Origin of the sequence: Bacillus thuringiensis, from assembly GCF_022095615.2 — a bacterium.
GTDB lineage: Bacteria > Bacillota > Bacilli > Bacillales > Bacillaceae_G > Bacillus_A > Bacillus_A cereus_AG.
Genome location: NZ_CP155559.1, coordinates 1,395,670 through 1,411,723, shown reverse-complemented (window position 1 = coordinate 1,411,723; position 16,054 = coordinate 1,395,670). Strand labels below are relative to the sequence as shown.

Here is a 16,054-nt window from a genome sequence, read left to right as displayed (position 1 = left end):
TTTGTACAGTGCCTTTCTTATTTATCATCATTCAAACAAATTTAATTGCTCAGGTTTCGGCTCACCATATGTAATGTTCATCATTTTCATAAGCTGTTTCGCATTATCCGCTGCATCTCCGCCCGAATTATTATTAAATAGTACATATATGCCCTTTGTCTTCTTTTTTAATTGCTCTAGTCTCTCTACCCATTCTTTTAGTTCTTTATTATTGTAGCGATATAAACAGCGAACTGCTCTCCAATTTTCCCCTTTATCAAGCCATCCATGAACATTTCGACCATGAAAACGTATTAACACCATCTCTGCATTCGTTACTTCTAAAACGAGCGGTACCGAACCTATCCCCGCCTGTGGCTCGTCACAAATTGTATGAATCCATTTCTCCTGCTCTAGAAACTGTAACGTCTTATCTCTCATTTCTGGATAAAACCATGTTTGATTTCGAAATTCTATAGCACACGGCAAACCTTCCATTTTTTCTTTCGTATATCGAAGAAAATCTACATTTTTCTTTTTACAATCAAACCATGGTGGATATTGAAATAAAATCGTTTTTAATTTATCAGCTTCTATTAAAGGAAGAATAGATTGTTTATACACATCAAACATCTCATCAAACGTAGAAAAAGGGATTTCACCTTTCATATGTCCTGTCATTCCTTGATATGCTTTTACGATAAAAGCAAAATCTTTCGGTGTTTCCATTGCCCATTTTGTATAGTTTCGTGCAGGTTGCATCGCATAAAATGAACTATCCACTTCCACTATAGGAAAATACTCACTATATGTTCGTAATTTATTTCTATTTTCATAGGGGTCTATATATAAAGAATCATGATCTCCCCACCCTGTCACTCCAATGAAAAGCAAATATATCCCTCCCTTTTTCACTTCCCGAACACTTCGGCTAATCAATTTCATTAAGTAGCCCCTTCTTTAAGAGTATCCGTATAAAAATATGATATACTAGATGGAAGAATTTTTGAATTGAGGGGTTATTTATTTATGCTTCCAAACGATGATATTGTATCTCATGAAAAACGAATAGAAGAACTAGAAAATAAAGTACGTTTTTATGAAGAGCTTGTGAATCAATTACCACATCATTTCACATACAAAAATCCACATATTGGTTTACAAATAAAGAAAACGAGAACGACTCATTCCATCCAAAACATACAAAAAGAAAATAAAGAGGCTGATTTTCAACTTACTTGTGATTCATTATTTTTATTTGAGCAACTTGAAACATACTTTGTTCATATTTTTGATGCTTTTTCACATCATGTAACCTTTGTTAATGCTAAAGGAAATATCACTTTATGTAACCAAGCTGCAGCAGATGATTTTGGTGTAATACGAAATGATATAATCGGAAAACCAATCCAACAATTACTAAAATTGCCAGAAGAAAAAATTAAAGCTCTTGAAACATTAAGAACGGGTACAGAAATATATAATGAAGAAGTGTTAGACAAAAACTATGGCATTTTAAATAACCGAATTATTCGTGATTATAACGGAGAGATTTTTAGAGTTATTAGTGTCTTTCATTATTTAAACACGGAACGTGATGCAGAGAAATTTTCTTTAGCAGGGCGAATCGCAGCTGGTATTGCGCATGAAGTACGTAATCCTCTTACAACCGTACGAGGTTATTTACAATTTTTACAAGAAACTGTTTCTTCATCTAATAAAGAATTATTTAAAAACTTACTTATTCCTGAATTAGACCGCGCAAATAGTATTATTACAAAATTTTTAGCTATTTCAAAAACACGCGATTTTACAAGAGAACCGTTTCCTATTAATACATTTTTACGTGAGTATATTCAACAGTTACTAGCTAGTGAAGTCTTTTTACATAATATTTCAATTGACTATACTTTTTCTACCGAATTAGATGATGTATTAGTCCATATTGATCGTCATGAACTTGTGCAAGTTTTTTTAAACCTATTTCAGAACGCTGTCGACGCTCAAGGCGAAAAAAAACTTTCTATCCAAATCACTAGTTATCGCCTTAATAACTTTGTTCGTATTACTTTCACTGATAATGGAATTGGTATTCCTCCAGCCATTCAAGAATATATCTTTGATCCATTCTTCTCAACAAAAGATTCAGGCACAGGACTGGGCTTGTCAGTAACGAAGAAAATTATTCAAAATCATAACGGTACATTAAAAATGACTAGTAATCAAGATGGTACAACTTTTACCGTTTCAATTCCAATTTTACCTAAAACGACTTTGGAAAAATTGAATGAATACAAATGAGGTACTCCTCCACAAACTGCATGCCAATTGTTAAATACCTACAACAATTAGCATGCAGTTTTTTATGTTGAACTTTTCGTCTTTACATTATATAAACCTTCTCTTTATCTTACTTATTTTTGCTAAGAGGGCCGATTTCTTATTTTTTTAGAAATGGTAGTTTGTCCATCACGAATTTAGTATAAATTTCATTTTAATATATAGTAATGACTATTGATTCTATGAAAGAAAGGAATGAAAAGATGAACAATAAAAATAAAGGAAAAGTATTTTATGGTAATGATTGTTGCGAAGTAAGAGCTTGTAGTTATATTAACATCTCTAAGTCCGAACTTACAGAATTCGTTAGACTTCTTCAAGCTCTTGGCCAAGCTATTCAAGCGGTCTTTCAAAACCCTTCTCAAAATCATATCGATAACTTGATCGCTGCCCTAAATAACCTACAAAAATTCCTCAATTGCTTAGATTTATCTCCAGCACAAAAACAAATTGGAAATTCTATTATTGCTAATCTATTAACTATTCTAAGAACAAAACCTTTCTCATGCGGAGCATTGTACGTTGAGCTACAAAGCTTGCTTAATTATTTATTGTATATCGCTAAGTTATTCAAAGTAGATTGCTCCACTATCGACAAACTAGTTAAACTCATAACAGAGATTCAAACTATCCTAGTCCAATACGGATCAGGTTGCCTTGGAGGAGGAGCAACAGGTGCTACTGGTGCTACTGGACCTCAAGGTGCTACTGGACCTCAAGGACCGGCTGGTGCTCAAGGTGCTACCGGTGCTCAAGGACCAGCTGGCGCTCAAGGCGCTACTGGTGCTCAAGGACCTCAAGGTGCCCAGGGACCAGCGGGTGCTCAAGGCGCTACTGGACCTCAAGGTGCTCAAGGTATTCAAGGACCAGCTGGCGCTCAAGGTGCTACTGGTGCTCAAGGACCAGCCGGCGCTCAAGGTGCTACTGGTGCTCAAGGACCAGCCGGCGCTCAAGGTGCTACTGGTGCTCAAGGACCAGCTGGCGCTCAAGGTGCTACTGGTGCTCAAGGACCAGCTGGCGCTCAAGGTGCTACTGGTGCTCAAGGACCAGCCGGCGCTCAAGGTGCTACTGGTGCTCAAGGACCAGCCGGCGCTCAAGGTGCTACTGGTGCTCAAGGACCAGCGGGTGCTCAAGGCGCTACTGGACCTCAAGGTGCTCAAGGTATTCAAGGACCAGCTGGCGCTCAAGGTGCTACTGGCGCTCAAGGACCAGCCGGTGCTCAAGGTGCTACTGGTGCTCAAGGCGCTACTGGACCTCAAGGTGCTCAAGGTATTCAAGGACCAGCTGGCGCTCAAGGTGCTACTGGTGCTCAAGGACCGGCTGGCGCTCAAGGTGCTACTGGTGCTCAAGGACCAGCCGGCGCTCAAGGTGCTACTGGTGCTCAAGGACCAGCCGGCGCTCAAGGTGCTACTGGTGCTCAAGGACCGGCCGGCGCTCAAGGTGCTACTGGTGCTCAAGGACCAGCCGGTGCTCAAGGTGCTACTGGTGCTCAAGGACCGGCTGGCGCTCAAGGTGCTACTGGTGCTCAAGGACCAGCCGGTGCTCAAGGTGCTACTGGTGCTCAAGGACCAGCCGGCGCTCAAGGTGCTACTGGTGCTCAAGGACCGGCCGGCGCTCAAGGTGCTACTGGTGCTCAAGGACCAGCCGGTGCTCAAGGTGCTACTGGTGCTCAAGGACCGGCTGGCGCTCAAGGTGCTACTGGTGCTCAAGGACCAGCCGGCGCTCAAGGTGCTACTGGTGCTCAAGGACCGGCTGGCGCTCAAGGTGCTACTGGTGCTCAAGGACCAGCTGGCGCTCAAGGTGCTACTGGTGCTCAAGGACCAGCTGGCGCTCAAGGTGCTACTGGTGCTCAAGGACCGGCTGGCGCTCAAGGTGCTACTGGTGCTCAAGGACCAGCTGGCGCTCAAGGTGCTACTGGTGCTACTGGTGCTCAAGGACCGGCTGGCGCTACTGGCGCGACAGGAGCAGCGGGTACTCCAATTCCTGTAACTACAGCTGTATTAGGAAACACAATTGCACAAACAGTATCACCGGGAAGCAATGTACAATTCAATGAAACATTTGAATTAACAAACATCTCCTTTAATGGTTCTGATACTCTAACTGTTTTAGAAACTGGTGTATATGATATTAGTTTCTCTGCATCTACAACTTTCCCAGGTTCTTCACCATTTGGCTTCGGTCTTTCATTTAACGGCCAACCACCTAGTCGTAATTTTTCAACTAACGTTATCGGTAGTGCAGTTTCTTTCTCTACAATCGTTACTTTACAAGCTGGTACAACAATTTCTGTACAACCTACAGCAAATACTATTTCTATTCCTAACACAGGCGAAACAACTGCTATACTTTCGGTCTTCCGAATTTACTAATCACAATTTTCAATACTATTTTGAAGTGACCAAGCACATTTATAAGTAATAGGTTGTCGATTGTCTATTAAATCTCTCTTTTAATAAAAAGGAGCACTTATTTGGGAGGATAAGTGCTCTTTCTTTACGTTTCTTTACCTCAAATTTACTCTATCTTAATCCTCATTTTGTATGATAAATAGTGAAGTCAAAGATATGAAAGAGGGATGAAAATGAGAGGGATGTCACTAATGCGCATTTGGTTTGCTCTTATGGTATGCATTATTTTATGTGTAGGATTTTTTTTAACTCTAAAATATTCCACTATATCAAAAGCAGAGAGAAAAACTGTTCCATACAAACTTTTGTATACAAAACAAAGCAACATCCCTTATTCCAATGCTACAAAAAATGAAAAAAAAGTTATAAAAGGAATGCTTATTACGCAAGCTTCTAGTTCCGAAGCGTTACTTCAAATTGCTGAAACGATTAAAAATCAATATACAAATAAAGAAATCGATGAAATTACACTTTCTATCCACAATGAAAATAATGGTGATTATGAAGAAGAATTACCTTACGAACCTATTAGTAAAGGCAAAATAATCATCACCTACGATTCCGAATCGTTTGGCAGTACAAACATTCTACTTAACGATTAATATCATCTATCTCAATGGATATGGATTAATAGCTAGTAGAAATCGACAAAAATCTCCACCGATTAAAGTTGCATTTTATTTTTCATACGAAAAAGAGGCGAATTTCGTTATTCGCCTCTTTCTTTTACCAAAATGATGGAATCCATTCTTTCACTTTATCAAGCCACTCTTGTTGCTCTTTTTTTCTTTGTTGTTCCTCTTCTTTCCTTCTCTTCTCTTCTTCTTTTCTTCGTTTTTCCTCTTCTATTGTATTCAATTGTTTTTTATAATCAGCCTCAGATATGAGCGATAACTGAAATGCTTTTTGAGCTGGATTTGCATCCGCTTTTTTCATAATATCCCGGAACATTGTCGTCGTAATTTGACTCCCGCCCGGAACATAATGATCGCTATCTGTTTTATCATATCCTACCCAAATCGCACCTACTAAATCTGGTGTGTATCCAACAAACCACGAATCCTTTGCACCGGTGCTTGGTCCATTTACAATTTGAGTTGTTCCTGTCTTACCTGCCGTATCAACATTATTAACTTTCGCCTTTTCGCCCGTTCCTTTTTCGACAACACCTTTTAATAAATATGTCATCTTTTGAGCAATTTTCTCGCTCGTAACCCGAGTCTCTTTCTTATACCACTTTCCAATCGTTTCACCTTCAGCATTTTGTATCTCCCTAATCGCATGAGCTTCCACTTGAACACCGTCATTTGCAAATGTACTATACGCTTGAGCCATTACAAATGGAGAGGTTCCCACATGCATCCCGCCTAGAGCAATTGGATACGTACGATCTTCTGGCACTAATGGAATACCAAATCGCTCTAAAGATTTCAATCCTTTATCTAATCCAATTTGCTCTAATAGCCAAACAGCTGAAACATTGTACGACTTTGCCACAGCTTCATACATTGTCACATCACCGTGAAAAGTATGATCACTATTTTGCGGTTTATATTCTTTAATATTAAATGGTTCATCTTTTAATATATCGTATACTTCATACCCTTGCTCTAACGCTGGTACATATACAGCCAGAGGCTTTAACGTTGATCCAGGTTGTCTTTTTAATTGGGTTGCATGGTTAAACTGTAAAAACTGATACGGTCCTCTACCTCCAACTAAAGCTGGTACACCACCTGTTTTTGGATTCATAAGAACTACACCCGTCTGCATAAGCTGGTCTGAGCCATTATCTTTGAAATAACTCTCATTATTCACAACGTCTTCTACAGCTTGTTGTTTTTTCGGATCAAGTTCTGTATAAATACGATAACCACCTGCTAAAATTTCATTTTGTGTTAATTCGTACTTGTCCATTGCTTCCCTAACAATATAGTCTACATATTGAGAGTATTTTCCCTTGTATTTATCATCAACACCACGTTTTAACACAAGACCGCTCTCTTTTTCTTTATTATATTGTTCGTCAGAAATATATCCTTGCTCTTTCATTAAACTTAATACAACATTACGTCGTTCGATTGATTTATTAAAGTTTTTATAAGGCGAATACGCAGACGGTGCTTTAATCAAGCCAGCAATCGTTGCAGCCTCTGAAATTGTTAAATCTTTTACATCTTTATCAAAATAAGACTTAGCTGCCCTTTTTATGCCCCAAGCACCTTCACCGAAATAAATTTGATTCATATACATTTCGATAATTTCATCTTTCGTATACGTACGTTCTATTTTTTTGGTTAAAAAATATTCCTTTATTTTACGCGAGAACGTGCGGTCTTGTGTCAGAAATACATTTTTCGCAAGTTGTTGCGTAATTGTACTTCCCCCCGCTACAACTTCTCCTGCTGTAATATTTTTAAAAACTGCACTTATAATTCCACTATAGTAAATACCGTGATGGTTAAAAAACTCCTTATCTTCTACTGCAACAATTGCCTGAACCATAATGTCAGGAATATCTTTCCTTTTAACACCTTCTGTTTTAGAAGAAGCTAATTTAGTCGCAACTTCATTATTTGCATCATAAATTAAGGTCGGTTGCGGAACAGCTTGTTTTAATTCAGATATGTCTTGAATGGAAATTATTATATTTATAGCAATAAATAGAGTAGCGAGTAAACTCCCTAATACAATTAATGAGTTACGAAGTTTCTTCCTCTTGTTGAACCACTCCTGCATTTTTTTTAAGTGAGTGTTCTTCAATTTCATTCGTTCACTTCCTTCGTTTGTTTACACTCTTCTTTTCAAAAGGAAGAATATACCTCCTTTTAAATTTATTATAATAACGTAGTCCTTCCTATAGTGTAAAGCTTTTCTTTCACATTCATACTTTTTGCAAGAAAAGGACATTCTACAAGTAAGATATTCATTATTGATTATTAATATTATTAATACAACAATAAGAGTTATGTTAAGTTTTTGTAAACTTTTCGATAAAATGTTTTAAAAAACGACAGTTTTTTGTTAGAATTGATTAGCCAATATATTTTACATATATTACTTTTGTGGGGGTAACTAATAATGGTATTTAAATCAAAAAAAGATAAATTTTCTGAAATGTTAATGAATGTTTCAGAAAATTTAAAAGAAGGCGCGCAGTTTTTCGTGGAGTATAAAATTAAAAATGCTAGCGATTTAAAAGAGTTTTCTATGCGCATGAAAGAGTATGAGTCAAAAGGTGACTCATTTATTCACGAAATCATTATGGAGCTAAACAAAGCGTTTATTACTCCAATTGAACGTGAGGACATCCTACAACTTGCAATGAGTATGGATGATGTATTAGACGGATTAGATCATAGTGCTGGTCTATTCGAAATGTATTCTATTACAGAAGCTGATGAATACATGATTAAATTCGTTGAAGCAATTAATCAATGTGCGATTGAGATTGCAAATTCTGTTGAACTACTGTCTAAAAAGAAGTTAGTCGACATTCGTACGAACGCGATTAAGATTAAGGATTACGAATCACAATGTGATGATATTCGCCGTCATGCGATTAAGCACTTATTCTCTCGTGAGAAAGATCCGATTAAAATTATTCAATACAAAGAGATTTACGAAGAGCTTGAAGAAGTAGCGGATAGCTGCCAAAGCGTTGCAAACGTATTAGAAACAATTATTATGAAGAACGCGTAAGGAGTTTGATCATGGATACACTCTTGTTACTGACCGTTTTAGTAGTCATTTGCGCTTTAGCTTTTGACTTTATTAATGGATTTCACGATACAGCAAATGCTATTGCAACGGCTGTTTCAACGAAAGCTCTAAAGCCTAGACATGCAATTATTATGGCAGCTATTATGAATTTTTTAGGTGCGATGACATTTACAGGTGTAGCAAAAACAATTACAAAAGATATCGTTGATCCATTTGCCTTGCAAAATGGTTCTCTTGTAATTTTAGCTGCTTTACTTGCGGCAATAGCATGGAATTTGATCACTTGGTACTATGGTATTCCAAGTAGTTCTTCGCATGCAATCATTGGCTCAATCGCAGGTGCAGCTATCGCTGCGGCCGGTATTAGCTCATTAAATCTTAAAGGGTTCATAAAAATTCTTGAAGCTTTAATCATTTCACCGATTATCGCTTTTGTTATTGGTTATATCGTATACAGTATATTTAAAGTAGTCTTTAAAAACTTTAATTTAACGAAGACGAACAAAAACTTCCGTATATTCCAAATTTTCACTGCTGCATTACAAGCTTATACACATGGTACAAATGATGCGCAAAAAGCAATGGGAATCATTACGATGGCTCTTATGGCTAATAACTATCATACTTCTAGCGACATCCCATTCTGGGTACAATTATGTTGTGCGATTGCAATGGGTCTTGGTACTTCTGTCGGTGGATGGAAAATTATTAAAACTGTCGGTGGACAAATTATGAAAATTCGTCCTGTAAATGGTGTAGCTGCCGATTTATCATCATCACTTGTTATTTTCGGTGCAACATTCATTCACTTACCAGTTAGTACGACGCACGTTATCTCTTCTTCTATTTTAGGGGTTGGTGCTTCTCATCGTGTGAAAGGTGTAAAATGGGGAACTGCAAAACGCATGTTAATTACTTGGGTTATCACACTTCCTATTTCAGCTTCTTTAGCTGCTTTATTTTACTCTTTATTACATTTAATCTTTTAATCAAAAGTCGTCTTCCTTATTTTTCTAGGAAGACGACTTTTTTGTGAACAAACCTTTTTCTCATGAAAAAGCGTGTATAATAATTGGTGGATAAGTTATATAGAGGAGTTGGCAATTTTGGAATACATCATGTTACTTTTCATCGGGCTAATCGCCGGGACAGTCGGGAGTCTAGTCGGGCTTGGTGGCGGAATTATTATTGTTCCGTTATTAATCGGATTACACAGTCTATCACCACAACTTGCAGTAGGAACTTCAATGGTAACAGTCGTTTTCACAGGACTATCTTCCACCCTTACTTATATGAAGCATAAACGAGTAGATTACAAAAGTGGACTTATTTTATTTATCGGAAGTGGCCCTGGTGGTATCATCGGCTCGTGGGCAAACAAATTTTTAAACCAAGATACATTTTCTTTATATTTTGGGATTTTCCTTATTTTTGTCTCTATTCTTCTTATGTTACGAGACAAATTAAACCCTCTTTCTTTATCAAATATGACTGTAATTAAACGTTCTTTTACAGATAACGAAGGAAACACTGTACACTATCAATTTCCACCGCTTCTCGCCATCTTTATCGCCTTTATAGTTGGTTTTATATCTGGGTTATTCGGAATTGGTGGCGGTGCCTTACTTGTTCCAGCAATGATGCTACTTTTTGCATTCCCAGCACATATCGCTGTAGCAACTTCGATGTTTATCGTATTTCTATCAGCCATTGTAAGTTCTGCAACTCACATCTCCCTTGGAAATGTCAGCTGGATTTATGCATTAATTCTTATTCCTGGTGCATGGATTGGCGGAAAAATCGGGGCTTATATCAATACAAAATTAAGTGGTAAAGCCGTAATTAATTTATTACGTATCACATTAATTATTCTCGGGACTAGATTAATTATTACTTCTTTTTTATAACGTGTTCTTTTTAGAATACGTTTTTTCTTATACACATGAATATAAAAATCCTCCTAAGAGAACAAATAAAATTAAACAAACACATAATAGCATATAATTTGAAATATGTACTTTCTTCAAGTTGACCACTCCTATAACTGCGACTGTTATCTTTATGATAGCGAAAAAATAGTTTACTTGCAGTTACAAAGTGCTAACAATGCAAAATCATTTATTACAAATTTTATCCTTATATTTCATTTCTTTGTATATTCTATCGGTTTAATAAAAAAAGATGTCATATTGACATCTTTTTTAATGAAGAAGTGACCATCCCATAAAATCCTCATGTACTTGGCACGCCCTCTTATCGTTTCGATCATATAATTCAGCATAACTATCTGTTTCTTCATCATAAGCCATCGTATAAATAATTTGGCCATCTACTTCAACGGATAATACGACTCCACCTTTCATCTCTTCTACATGAATGATAGCATTCGCCGGAATTCTCATATCCGTCATTTTTATCGCATCTAACAATATACTAAACCCCCTACAGCGTATTCATTGCTAGTACTATGACACACTAAATAGTATACTACTGTAATAGCATACATTTCGTCAATGAAATTGCTGTTTAAATAGCATATTGTCTTTATACATATACGCTACAATAAAAGAAATAGAAATGTTTACATGGGGGGCTAACATTGATTCTACACAAAGGAGATGTACTATTCCGTCAAGGCGAGGACGGTCCTTTATATTTTATAAAAACAGGCTTATTAAAAGTAGTAAGGATCGAAGAAGATGGAACACCATTTTTATTCAACATTATTGTTCCAGGTGAAACGATACCTCACCATTCTTTAATTTCACCAAAGGAGTATCACGGTACAGCAATCGCTTTAATGAAAACAGAAGTTGAACCTATCATTAGTAGTGAATGGTACGATCAACTTCAGGCAAATCCCGCATCATACGCAAATATTGCTATGCAATTACAATCAAAATTAAGAATGATGCAGCAGCGTATCGATCAATTGACAACCGTCTCTCCGAAAGAACGTCTTCATCGTTTACAAGAATGGTTCACATTATATTTGGGTGACATTCCTATATATGAAATATTAACGCAAACTGAAATTGGTCAACTCATAGGTATACGTCGCGAAACAGTAAACCGTTTATTACGAGAACAAATAAAAAACGAGGTAAAATAAATACCTCGTTTTTTTGCTTATTCTCACCCGTCTTATTGTAAGCTTGTGGCTGGACCGAAAAATTCATAATGAATATGCTCTTGTTTCACACCTAAATCAGTTAGTGCAGCATTTATATGCTTCATAAATGCTACTGGACCACAGAAATAAAATTCTGCTTCAGTTGTCGGAATAATAGTTTGTAACCATTCTGCTTCAATAAATCCTTCTTTATCAAAGTTCTTCATTTCCAAATCTTTTTCAGTTGGTGCAGAATAACAAGTATAGGCTTTAACTTGTTCATATTCATTGTCTACTGCCTTAACATGTTCTTTCATTGCATGTGTATTACTATTTATCGCTGCATGAACAAAATATACATTACGTTTTGAATCTTGTTCAATTAACGTATTTAACATACTCATCATCGGTGTAATCCCTACTCCACCACTAATTAGTACAACTGGTAATGTTGAATCCATATTTAATACGAAATCTCCTGCTGGTGCACTTACTGGTAAAATATCTCCTTCTTTCACATGTTCATGTAAGTAATTAGACACTTTACCGTCTGGTGTATCTACACCTTTTTCTTTCTTTACACTAATACGATAAAATTCTTTTCCAGGAGCATCTGATAAACTGTATTGACGATTATGTGTATACGTTTCACCTTCTATATTTATTTGAATCGTTACATATTGTCCTGGGATGTATGAAGAAACTTCCCCTCCATCTTCAGGTTTTAAATAAAATGATGTAATAACATCGCTTTCCTTCACTTTTTTAACAACCACAAAGTTACGGAAATCTTTCCATCCACCTTCTTTATGTGCTGCTTCTTCATACATCTCTGCTTCAATGCTAATGAATGCATCAGCAATGACACCATATGCTTCTCCCCATGCATTTAAAACTTCATCAGGTGCACCTGCAACCTCTTTAATTGCACGTAGTAAACATGTACCTACAATCGGATAATGTTCAGCTTTAATACCTAAACTTCTATGCTTATGACCAATTTGCTTTACAACTGGAATAATTGCTTCTAAATTATCAATGTACGTTGCAGCTGCATAAACAGCATTCGCTAACGCTTGTTGTTGTCTTCCCTTTTTCTGATTCGTATGGTTGAAAATGTTCAATAACTCCGGATGTTCCGAAAATAAAATTTCATAAAATCTCGTTGTAATTTCAACGCCTTTTTCTTGTAATAATGGTACTGTTGACTTTACGATTTCAATTGTTTTTGCACTTAACATTGTATCCCACTCCTCTATTTCCTTAACTGTTTTTAGTTTAACTGAATTGTATAATACAGATTGTGATTTTAATCACTATTAACACGGTGTTTTTGTGAAAAATATATGAACATTGCACTTACAAAAAGAAAATAAGCCAACTAGAATGCTAGCTAGCTTATTATTTAGACTGTATTGCTTGTTCAATTACCCTTATATCTTTCCCATCGCCAAACTCTGTATACCCCCAGATGTTCGTTTCACCTCTATATTTATTTACGATAATATCTAAGTCATGATATACACGGTGGGCATACACTACATACTCAATATTTTGAAGTTCCACACCTTTTTTCACAATTTCATAGCTTCTATTTACATCGCGTTTTATTTTTTCATTCTTTATTTCCGTATGTATATTTTTTAAAGATGGTTCTTGTTGTTGAAACCATTGTTTAAATTGGTTCCAGTCCCCTTCTGTATAATTCTCTGCTTTACCATAATTTAAGAAATTATTATAACTCTCATGCGTCATACGAATAAAATCTAGCACTTTCGTCTCTTCTTGCGCATCTTCTATTTGAGCTATTGTATTTACCTCAGCAGGCTTATTCGCATAATGTAACAGCACTTTCATAAGACTATAACTCGCAATGATCATCACGATAATAACCCCGAATACACGTAACAATTTCTTCATATACAGAACTCCTTCTCTACTAAAGATATTACAATGTATGACTATACTTGTAACATTCTCTCGTAGAATTATAATTCCTGTACAAATCCTTCCCATCATTTCGACACTATTTTTCTACACACTTCGCCTTGGCAAATGCTCTTGTAAAACAATGTACCCTTCATAAGCTGTATAACCAAGAATAGCCATTAGTCCGATATAACAAGCAAATACCGTCCATTTCGTTTTCGTATCCACTTTATAATAGTTTTCTTGTTGTCTCTTTTCTGTATCCCATTCCTGTAATTTCCTTTCTGACACTTCAAATGCTTCTCTTATATGAATTGTATGCGTTTCTTTTTCATCTTCATATGGAACGTAATCAAGCGGCTCAAACTTTGGTAAAAGGTGCTCTAACACTTCAATCTTTTGAAGTTCTCCTACTTTTAATTCTTTCTCTCTTTCTTTTTGCCTTAATATATTTATTTCATGTTGCATCATATATATATTTCGATGCACCGCACCTGTTTCTTTTAACTCCTCTTCAAGCCTTGCAACATATTCTTTCATTCCATCAATTCTATATCCTAATTCCTTGATTGGCTCATCTCTCTTTATTACTCTATATAATTCCATACAGCCGATAATAAAAATAAATCCTCCCAAAATACTTTTAAAGTAAATGGAATAACCGAGCAATACAATAAGGCCCGCTCCCCAAATCTTTGTGCTTACAACTGAGATAATTCGCCCACCATCTAATGGAGAAACTGGAATCAAGTTAAAGAAGTTAATCATACTTCCAAGTAAAATAATTAATGCCCAAAATGGCTCTTTCGTTATTATATAAAGTGGAATCGCAGGTAAAAATGACAACAACCCGAAAAGAGGTCCCATGTAGGCGATGTAAGCTTCATCTTTTGCATTTTTCGGCATCTCTTTCATCCCAATAAGAGCGCCCATAAATGGAATAAATATTGCTGGCGATGTTGGTATACCCTTTCTTTTCGCAGCCCATAAATGACCCATTTCATGAATAAACAATAAATAAATGAGCGCTACTCCAAATTTCCAACCATATATAACTGCGTATGCACCAAGTGATAGAAACATACTAAATACCGTTGAAAATTTCGCTAATTTAAAAATTGCAAATACCCACTTTAACTTAGAAAGTAGAAACAAACCTATGGCAACTATAATTCCCCATAATCCTTTTTTATTTTTTTTCATATTTCTCTCCTTTATCTCTCATTAATGAGTCATATTCATGAAAGCTTGTTCTTTTCTCTATTATGACATATTTTTTTCTATTGTTAGAAATAACGTTTATTTAATCCATTTTTAGCCAAAAATATAAATAAAAGGAGGTGTATACAGATGAATTTGCAATCTCTCATAATAGGTGCTCTATCGTTTTTAGCTTCAACTCTTATTTTTTATACCGTTAGTTACGTATTATTATTAGATTTGTTGCCCAATCACGTATTTATTGCTCTTATCATCCTTTCCGCTCTTATGATTTCTTTTCTTATTACACGAAAATCAATGAATGAGCCATCTGCAAAAGCAAAGTAATAGAGAGGGGGTGTTTTTCCCCCTCTCTATTATCATTTCCTAGGAAAGGCCATATAAACTTTACAAATTACATTCATCCTGATCCGTCAGGGCTAATTAAAGTGTCACTTTATCTTTGTAAATTCATTTTTTCACCATACTCTTTAACAATTTGAATGATATTTTGAAAAACACCTATTTTTTCTTTTTTACTATTTAATATTTTCAAATCATAATTTTCATAATATGTTTCTAATGACTTTAATTGTGATTCTGAAGCATCTTTTATCGGAACAGTAGCATGCAATTCATACTGTTTATACCCTTCCTTTACCTTTTCACCTAAAATTTTTTCACTCTCTTTTGCTCCAATTAATTTTTGAACTTTTTCTGGGAAAATAACTTGCAAATAATATTCTTGTTCCTTCTCTAACTTGTTGTATAGTGATTGTGAAATCGTATATCGTACCGTATAATTCACTTGTTGATCACCTGCTTTAATATGAAACGCGGTAATCTGCAAATCTTTTTTTGTGACTTCCGTTAAAGGACCTGCCTGCATCTCATCTTCTTTTTGTTCTGAAACATTTGGAAATATAGCTAAAAGCTTTTCCGTATCTTTTTTATTTAGCATGTACATAGCGTTCTTATATTGTAGCCATCCTCGTCTATCTTCTCCTCTTAGCCATGCATAATAGGTTTCTTTTTTTCCATCTCTACTAATTTGTATTTCATATTCCGGCTCACCAAAACTACCTGTTATGTCTTGTTTTTCCGCTTTATCTATAATATCTATTACTAACTTCGCTTCTGATTCCTGTAACTTTTTCTCTTTATGTTTTTTTTGTATAACGGTTACCTCTATTGTTTCTTTCACTTCATTCACCGTCTCTTCTACTTTTTTTGTTTCTTTTTTTGGCTCAACTTGACTACAAGATGCTAGTAGCATAGCAAACAACAACAATAATAATACATATTTCCTTTTCAATTTAATCCTCCCTTTTACAATAAGAAATCCTTATAATCTTCATAC

The 16,054-nt window shown here is 35.9% G+C and carries 15 protein-coding genes; 8 read left to right on the top strand and 7 right to left on the bottom strand.

The features are described 5' to 3' along the window. Window positions 1–27: 27 nt before the first annotated feature. Complete coding sequence (locus KZZ19_RS07315; protein ID WP_237982590.1) at window positions 28–873, bottom strand: DUF72 domain-containing protein; 846 nt, start codon at window positions 871–873, stop codon at window positions 28–30. A 135-nt stretch (window positions 874–1,008) separates the two neighbouring features. Between KZZ19_RS07315 and KZZ19_RS07310 the strand changes: the two genes are divergently transcribed. The 3 genes from KZZ19_RS07310 to KZZ19_RS07300 all read left to right on the top strand — a co-directional run bounded on the left by KZZ19_RS07310 (window position 1,009) and on the right by KZZ19_RS07300 (window position 5,332). Further along, window positions 1,009–2,280: an ATP-binding protein gene (locus tag KZZ19_RS07310; protein WP_237982591.1), complete on the top strand. Its 1,272-nt coding sequence runs from the start codon at window positions 1,009–1,011 to the stop codon at window positions 2,278–2,280. A gap of 242 nt (window positions 2,281–2,522) precedes the next feature. Beyond that, window positions 2,523–4,691: a Gly-Xaa-Xaa repeat protein gene (locus KZZ19_RS07305; RefSeq protein WP_348638032.1), complete on the top strand. Its 2,169-nt coding sequence runs from the start codon at window positions 2,523–2,525 to the stop codon at window positions 4,689–4,691. 212 nt (window positions 4,692–4,903) lie between these two features. After that, window positions 4,904–5,332, top strand: a complete 429-nt coding sequence (locus KZZ19_RS07300) for a hypothetical protein (protein WP_237980015.1) — start codon at window positions 4,904–4,906, stop codon at window positions 5,330–5,332. 124 nt (window positions 5,333–5,456) lie between these two features. On the opposite strand, the gene KZZ19_RS07295 is transcribed toward KZZ19_RS07300, so the two are convergent. Then, window positions 5,457–7,499, bottom strand: a complete 2,043-nt coding sequence (locus tag KZZ19_RS07295) for a transglycosylase domain-containing protein (protein WP_237980014.1) — start codon at window positions 7,497–7,499, stop codon at window positions 5,457–5,459. 312 nt (window positions 7,500–7,811) lie between these two features. Between KZZ19_RS07295 and KZZ19_RS07290 the strand changes: the two genes are divergently transcribed. From KZZ19_RS07290 to KZZ19_RS07280, 3 genes are all read left to right on the top strand, one after another. After that, complete coding sequence (locus tag KZZ19_RS07290; RefSeq protein ID WP_000231446.1) at window positions 7,812–8,432, top strand: DUF47 domain-containing protein; 621 nt, start codon at window positions 7,812–7,814, stop codon at window positions 8,430–8,432. An 11-nt stretch (window positions 8,433–8,443) separates the two neighbouring features. Beyond that, window positions 8,444–9,442: an inorganic phosphate transporter gene (locus KZZ19_RS07285; protein ID WP_088095732.1), complete on the top strand. Its 999-nt coding sequence runs from the start codon at window positions 8,444–8,446 to the stop codon at window positions 9,440–9,442. A gap of 117 nt (window positions 9,443–9,559) precedes the next feature. Then, a complete protein-coding gene (locus tag KZZ19_RS07280; protein WP_000455763.1) occupies window positions 9,560–10,360 on the top strand; it encodes a sulfite exporter TauE/SafE family protein in 801 nt (266 codons plus the stop codon). A gap of 294 nt (window positions 10,361–10,654) precedes the next feature. Here KZZ19_RS07280 and KZZ19_RS07275 read toward each other — a convergent pair whose 3' ends face one another. Further along, on the bottom strand, window positions 10,655–10,882 hold the full coding sequence (locus KZZ19_RS07275; protein WP_000882907.1) for a hypothetical protein: 228 nt from the start codon (window positions 10,880–10,882) through the stop codon (window positions 10,655–10,657). A 170-nt stretch (window positions 10,883–11,052) separates the two neighbouring features. Between KZZ19_RS07275 and KZZ19_RS07270 the strand changes: the two genes are divergently transcribed. Further along, entirely contained in the window at window positions 11,053–11,565 is a 513-nt protein-coding gene (locus KZZ19_RS07270; protein WP_000600576.1) for a Crp/Fnr family transcriptional regulator, read from the top strand. A gap of 32 nt (window positions 11,566–11,597) precedes the next feature. Here KZZ19_RS07270 and hmpA read toward each other — a convergent pair whose 3' ends face one another. From hmpA to KZZ19_RS07255, 3 genes are all read right to left on the bottom strand, one after another. Next, the gene (gene hmpA / locus KZZ19_RS07265; RefSeq protein WP_237980013.1) at window positions 11,598–12,806 is read right to left on the bottom strand and encodes an NO-inducible flavohemoprotein; all 1,209 of its coding nucleotides are present in this window, start codon (window positions 12,804–12,806) and stop codon (window positions 11,598–11,600) included. A 160-nt stretch (window positions 12,807–12,966) separates the two neighbouring features. Continuing rightward, a complete protein-coding gene (locus tag KZZ19_RS07260; protein WP_237980012.1) occupies window positions 12,967–13,485 on the bottom strand; it encodes a hypothetical protein in 519 nt (172 codons plus the stop codon). A gap of 114 nt (window positions 13,486–13,599) precedes the next feature. Next, a complete protein-coding gene (locus KZZ19_RS07255; RefSeq protein ID WP_237980010.1) occupies window positions 13,600–14,697 on the bottom strand; it encodes a site-2 protease family protein in 1,098 nt (365 codons plus the stop codon). A gap of 147 nt (window positions 14,698–14,844) precedes the next feature. Here KZZ19_RS07255 and KZZ19_RS07250 point away from each other — a divergent pair, with 147 nt between their 5' ends. Further along, the gene (locus KZZ19_RS07250) at window positions 14,845–15,042 is read left to right on the top strand and encodes a hypothetical protein (RefSeq protein WP_001053353.1); all 198 of its coding nucleotides are present in this window, start codon (window positions 14,845–14,847) and stop codon (window positions 15,040–15,042) included. Window positions 15,043–15,151: 109 nt separating this feature from the next. Here KZZ19_RS07250 and KZZ19_RS07245 read toward each other — a convergent pair whose 3' ends face one another. Continuing rightward, the gene (locus tag KZZ19_RS07245; RefSeq protein WP_237980009.1) at window positions 15,152–16,009 is read right to left on the bottom strand and encodes a hypothetical protein; all 858 of its coding nucleotides are present in this window, start codon (window positions 16,007–16,009) and stop codon (window positions 15,152–15,154) included. Window positions 16,010–16,054: the final 45 nt, after the last annotated feature.

What these genes read in the sequence shown, in the direction of transcription:
- KZZ19_RS07310 (WP_237982591.1), top strand. Translation starts at nt 1,009, where the DNA reads ATGCTTCCAAACGATGATATTGTATCTCATGAAAAACGAATAGAAGAA.
- KZZ19_RS07305 (WP_348638032.1), top strand. Translation starts at nt 2,523, where the DNA reads ATGAACAATAAAAATAAAGGAAAAGTATTTTATGGTAATGATTGTTGC.
- KZZ19_RS07300 (WP_237980015.1), top strand. Translation starts at nt 4,904, where the DNA reads ATGAGAGGGATGTCACTAATGCGCATTTGGTTTGCTCTTATGGTATGC.
- KZZ19_RS07295 (WP_237980014.1), bottom strand. Translation starts at nt 7,499, where the DNA reads ATGAAATTGAAGAACACTCACTTAAAAAAAATGCAGGAGTGGTTCAAC.
- KZZ19_RS07290 (WP_000231446.1), top strand. Translation starts at nt 7,812, where the DNA reads ATGGTATTTAAATCAAAAAAAGATAAATTTTCTGAAATGTTAATGAAT.
- KZZ19_RS07285 (WP_088095732.1), top strand. Translation starts at nt 8,444, where the DNA reads ATGGATACACTCTTGTTACTGACCGTTTTAGTAGTCATTTGCGCTTTA.
- hmpA (WP_237980013.1), bottom strand. Translation starts at nt 12,806, where the DNA reads ATGTTAAGTGCAAAAACAATTGAAATCGTAAAGTCAACAGTACCATTA.
- KZZ19_RS07260 (WP_237980012.1), bottom strand. Translation starts at nt 13,485, where the DNA reads ATGAAGAAATTGTTACGTGTATTCGGGGTTATTATCGTGATGATCATT.
- KZZ19_RS07255 (WP_237980010.1), bottom strand. Translation starts at nt 14,697, where the DNA reads ATGAAAAAAAATAAAAAAGGATTATGGGGAATTATAGTTGCCATAGGT.
- KZZ19_RS07250 (WP_001053353.1), top strand. Translation starts at nt 14,845, where the DNA reads ATGAATTTGCAATCTCTCATAATAGGTGCTCTATCGTTTTTAGCTTCA.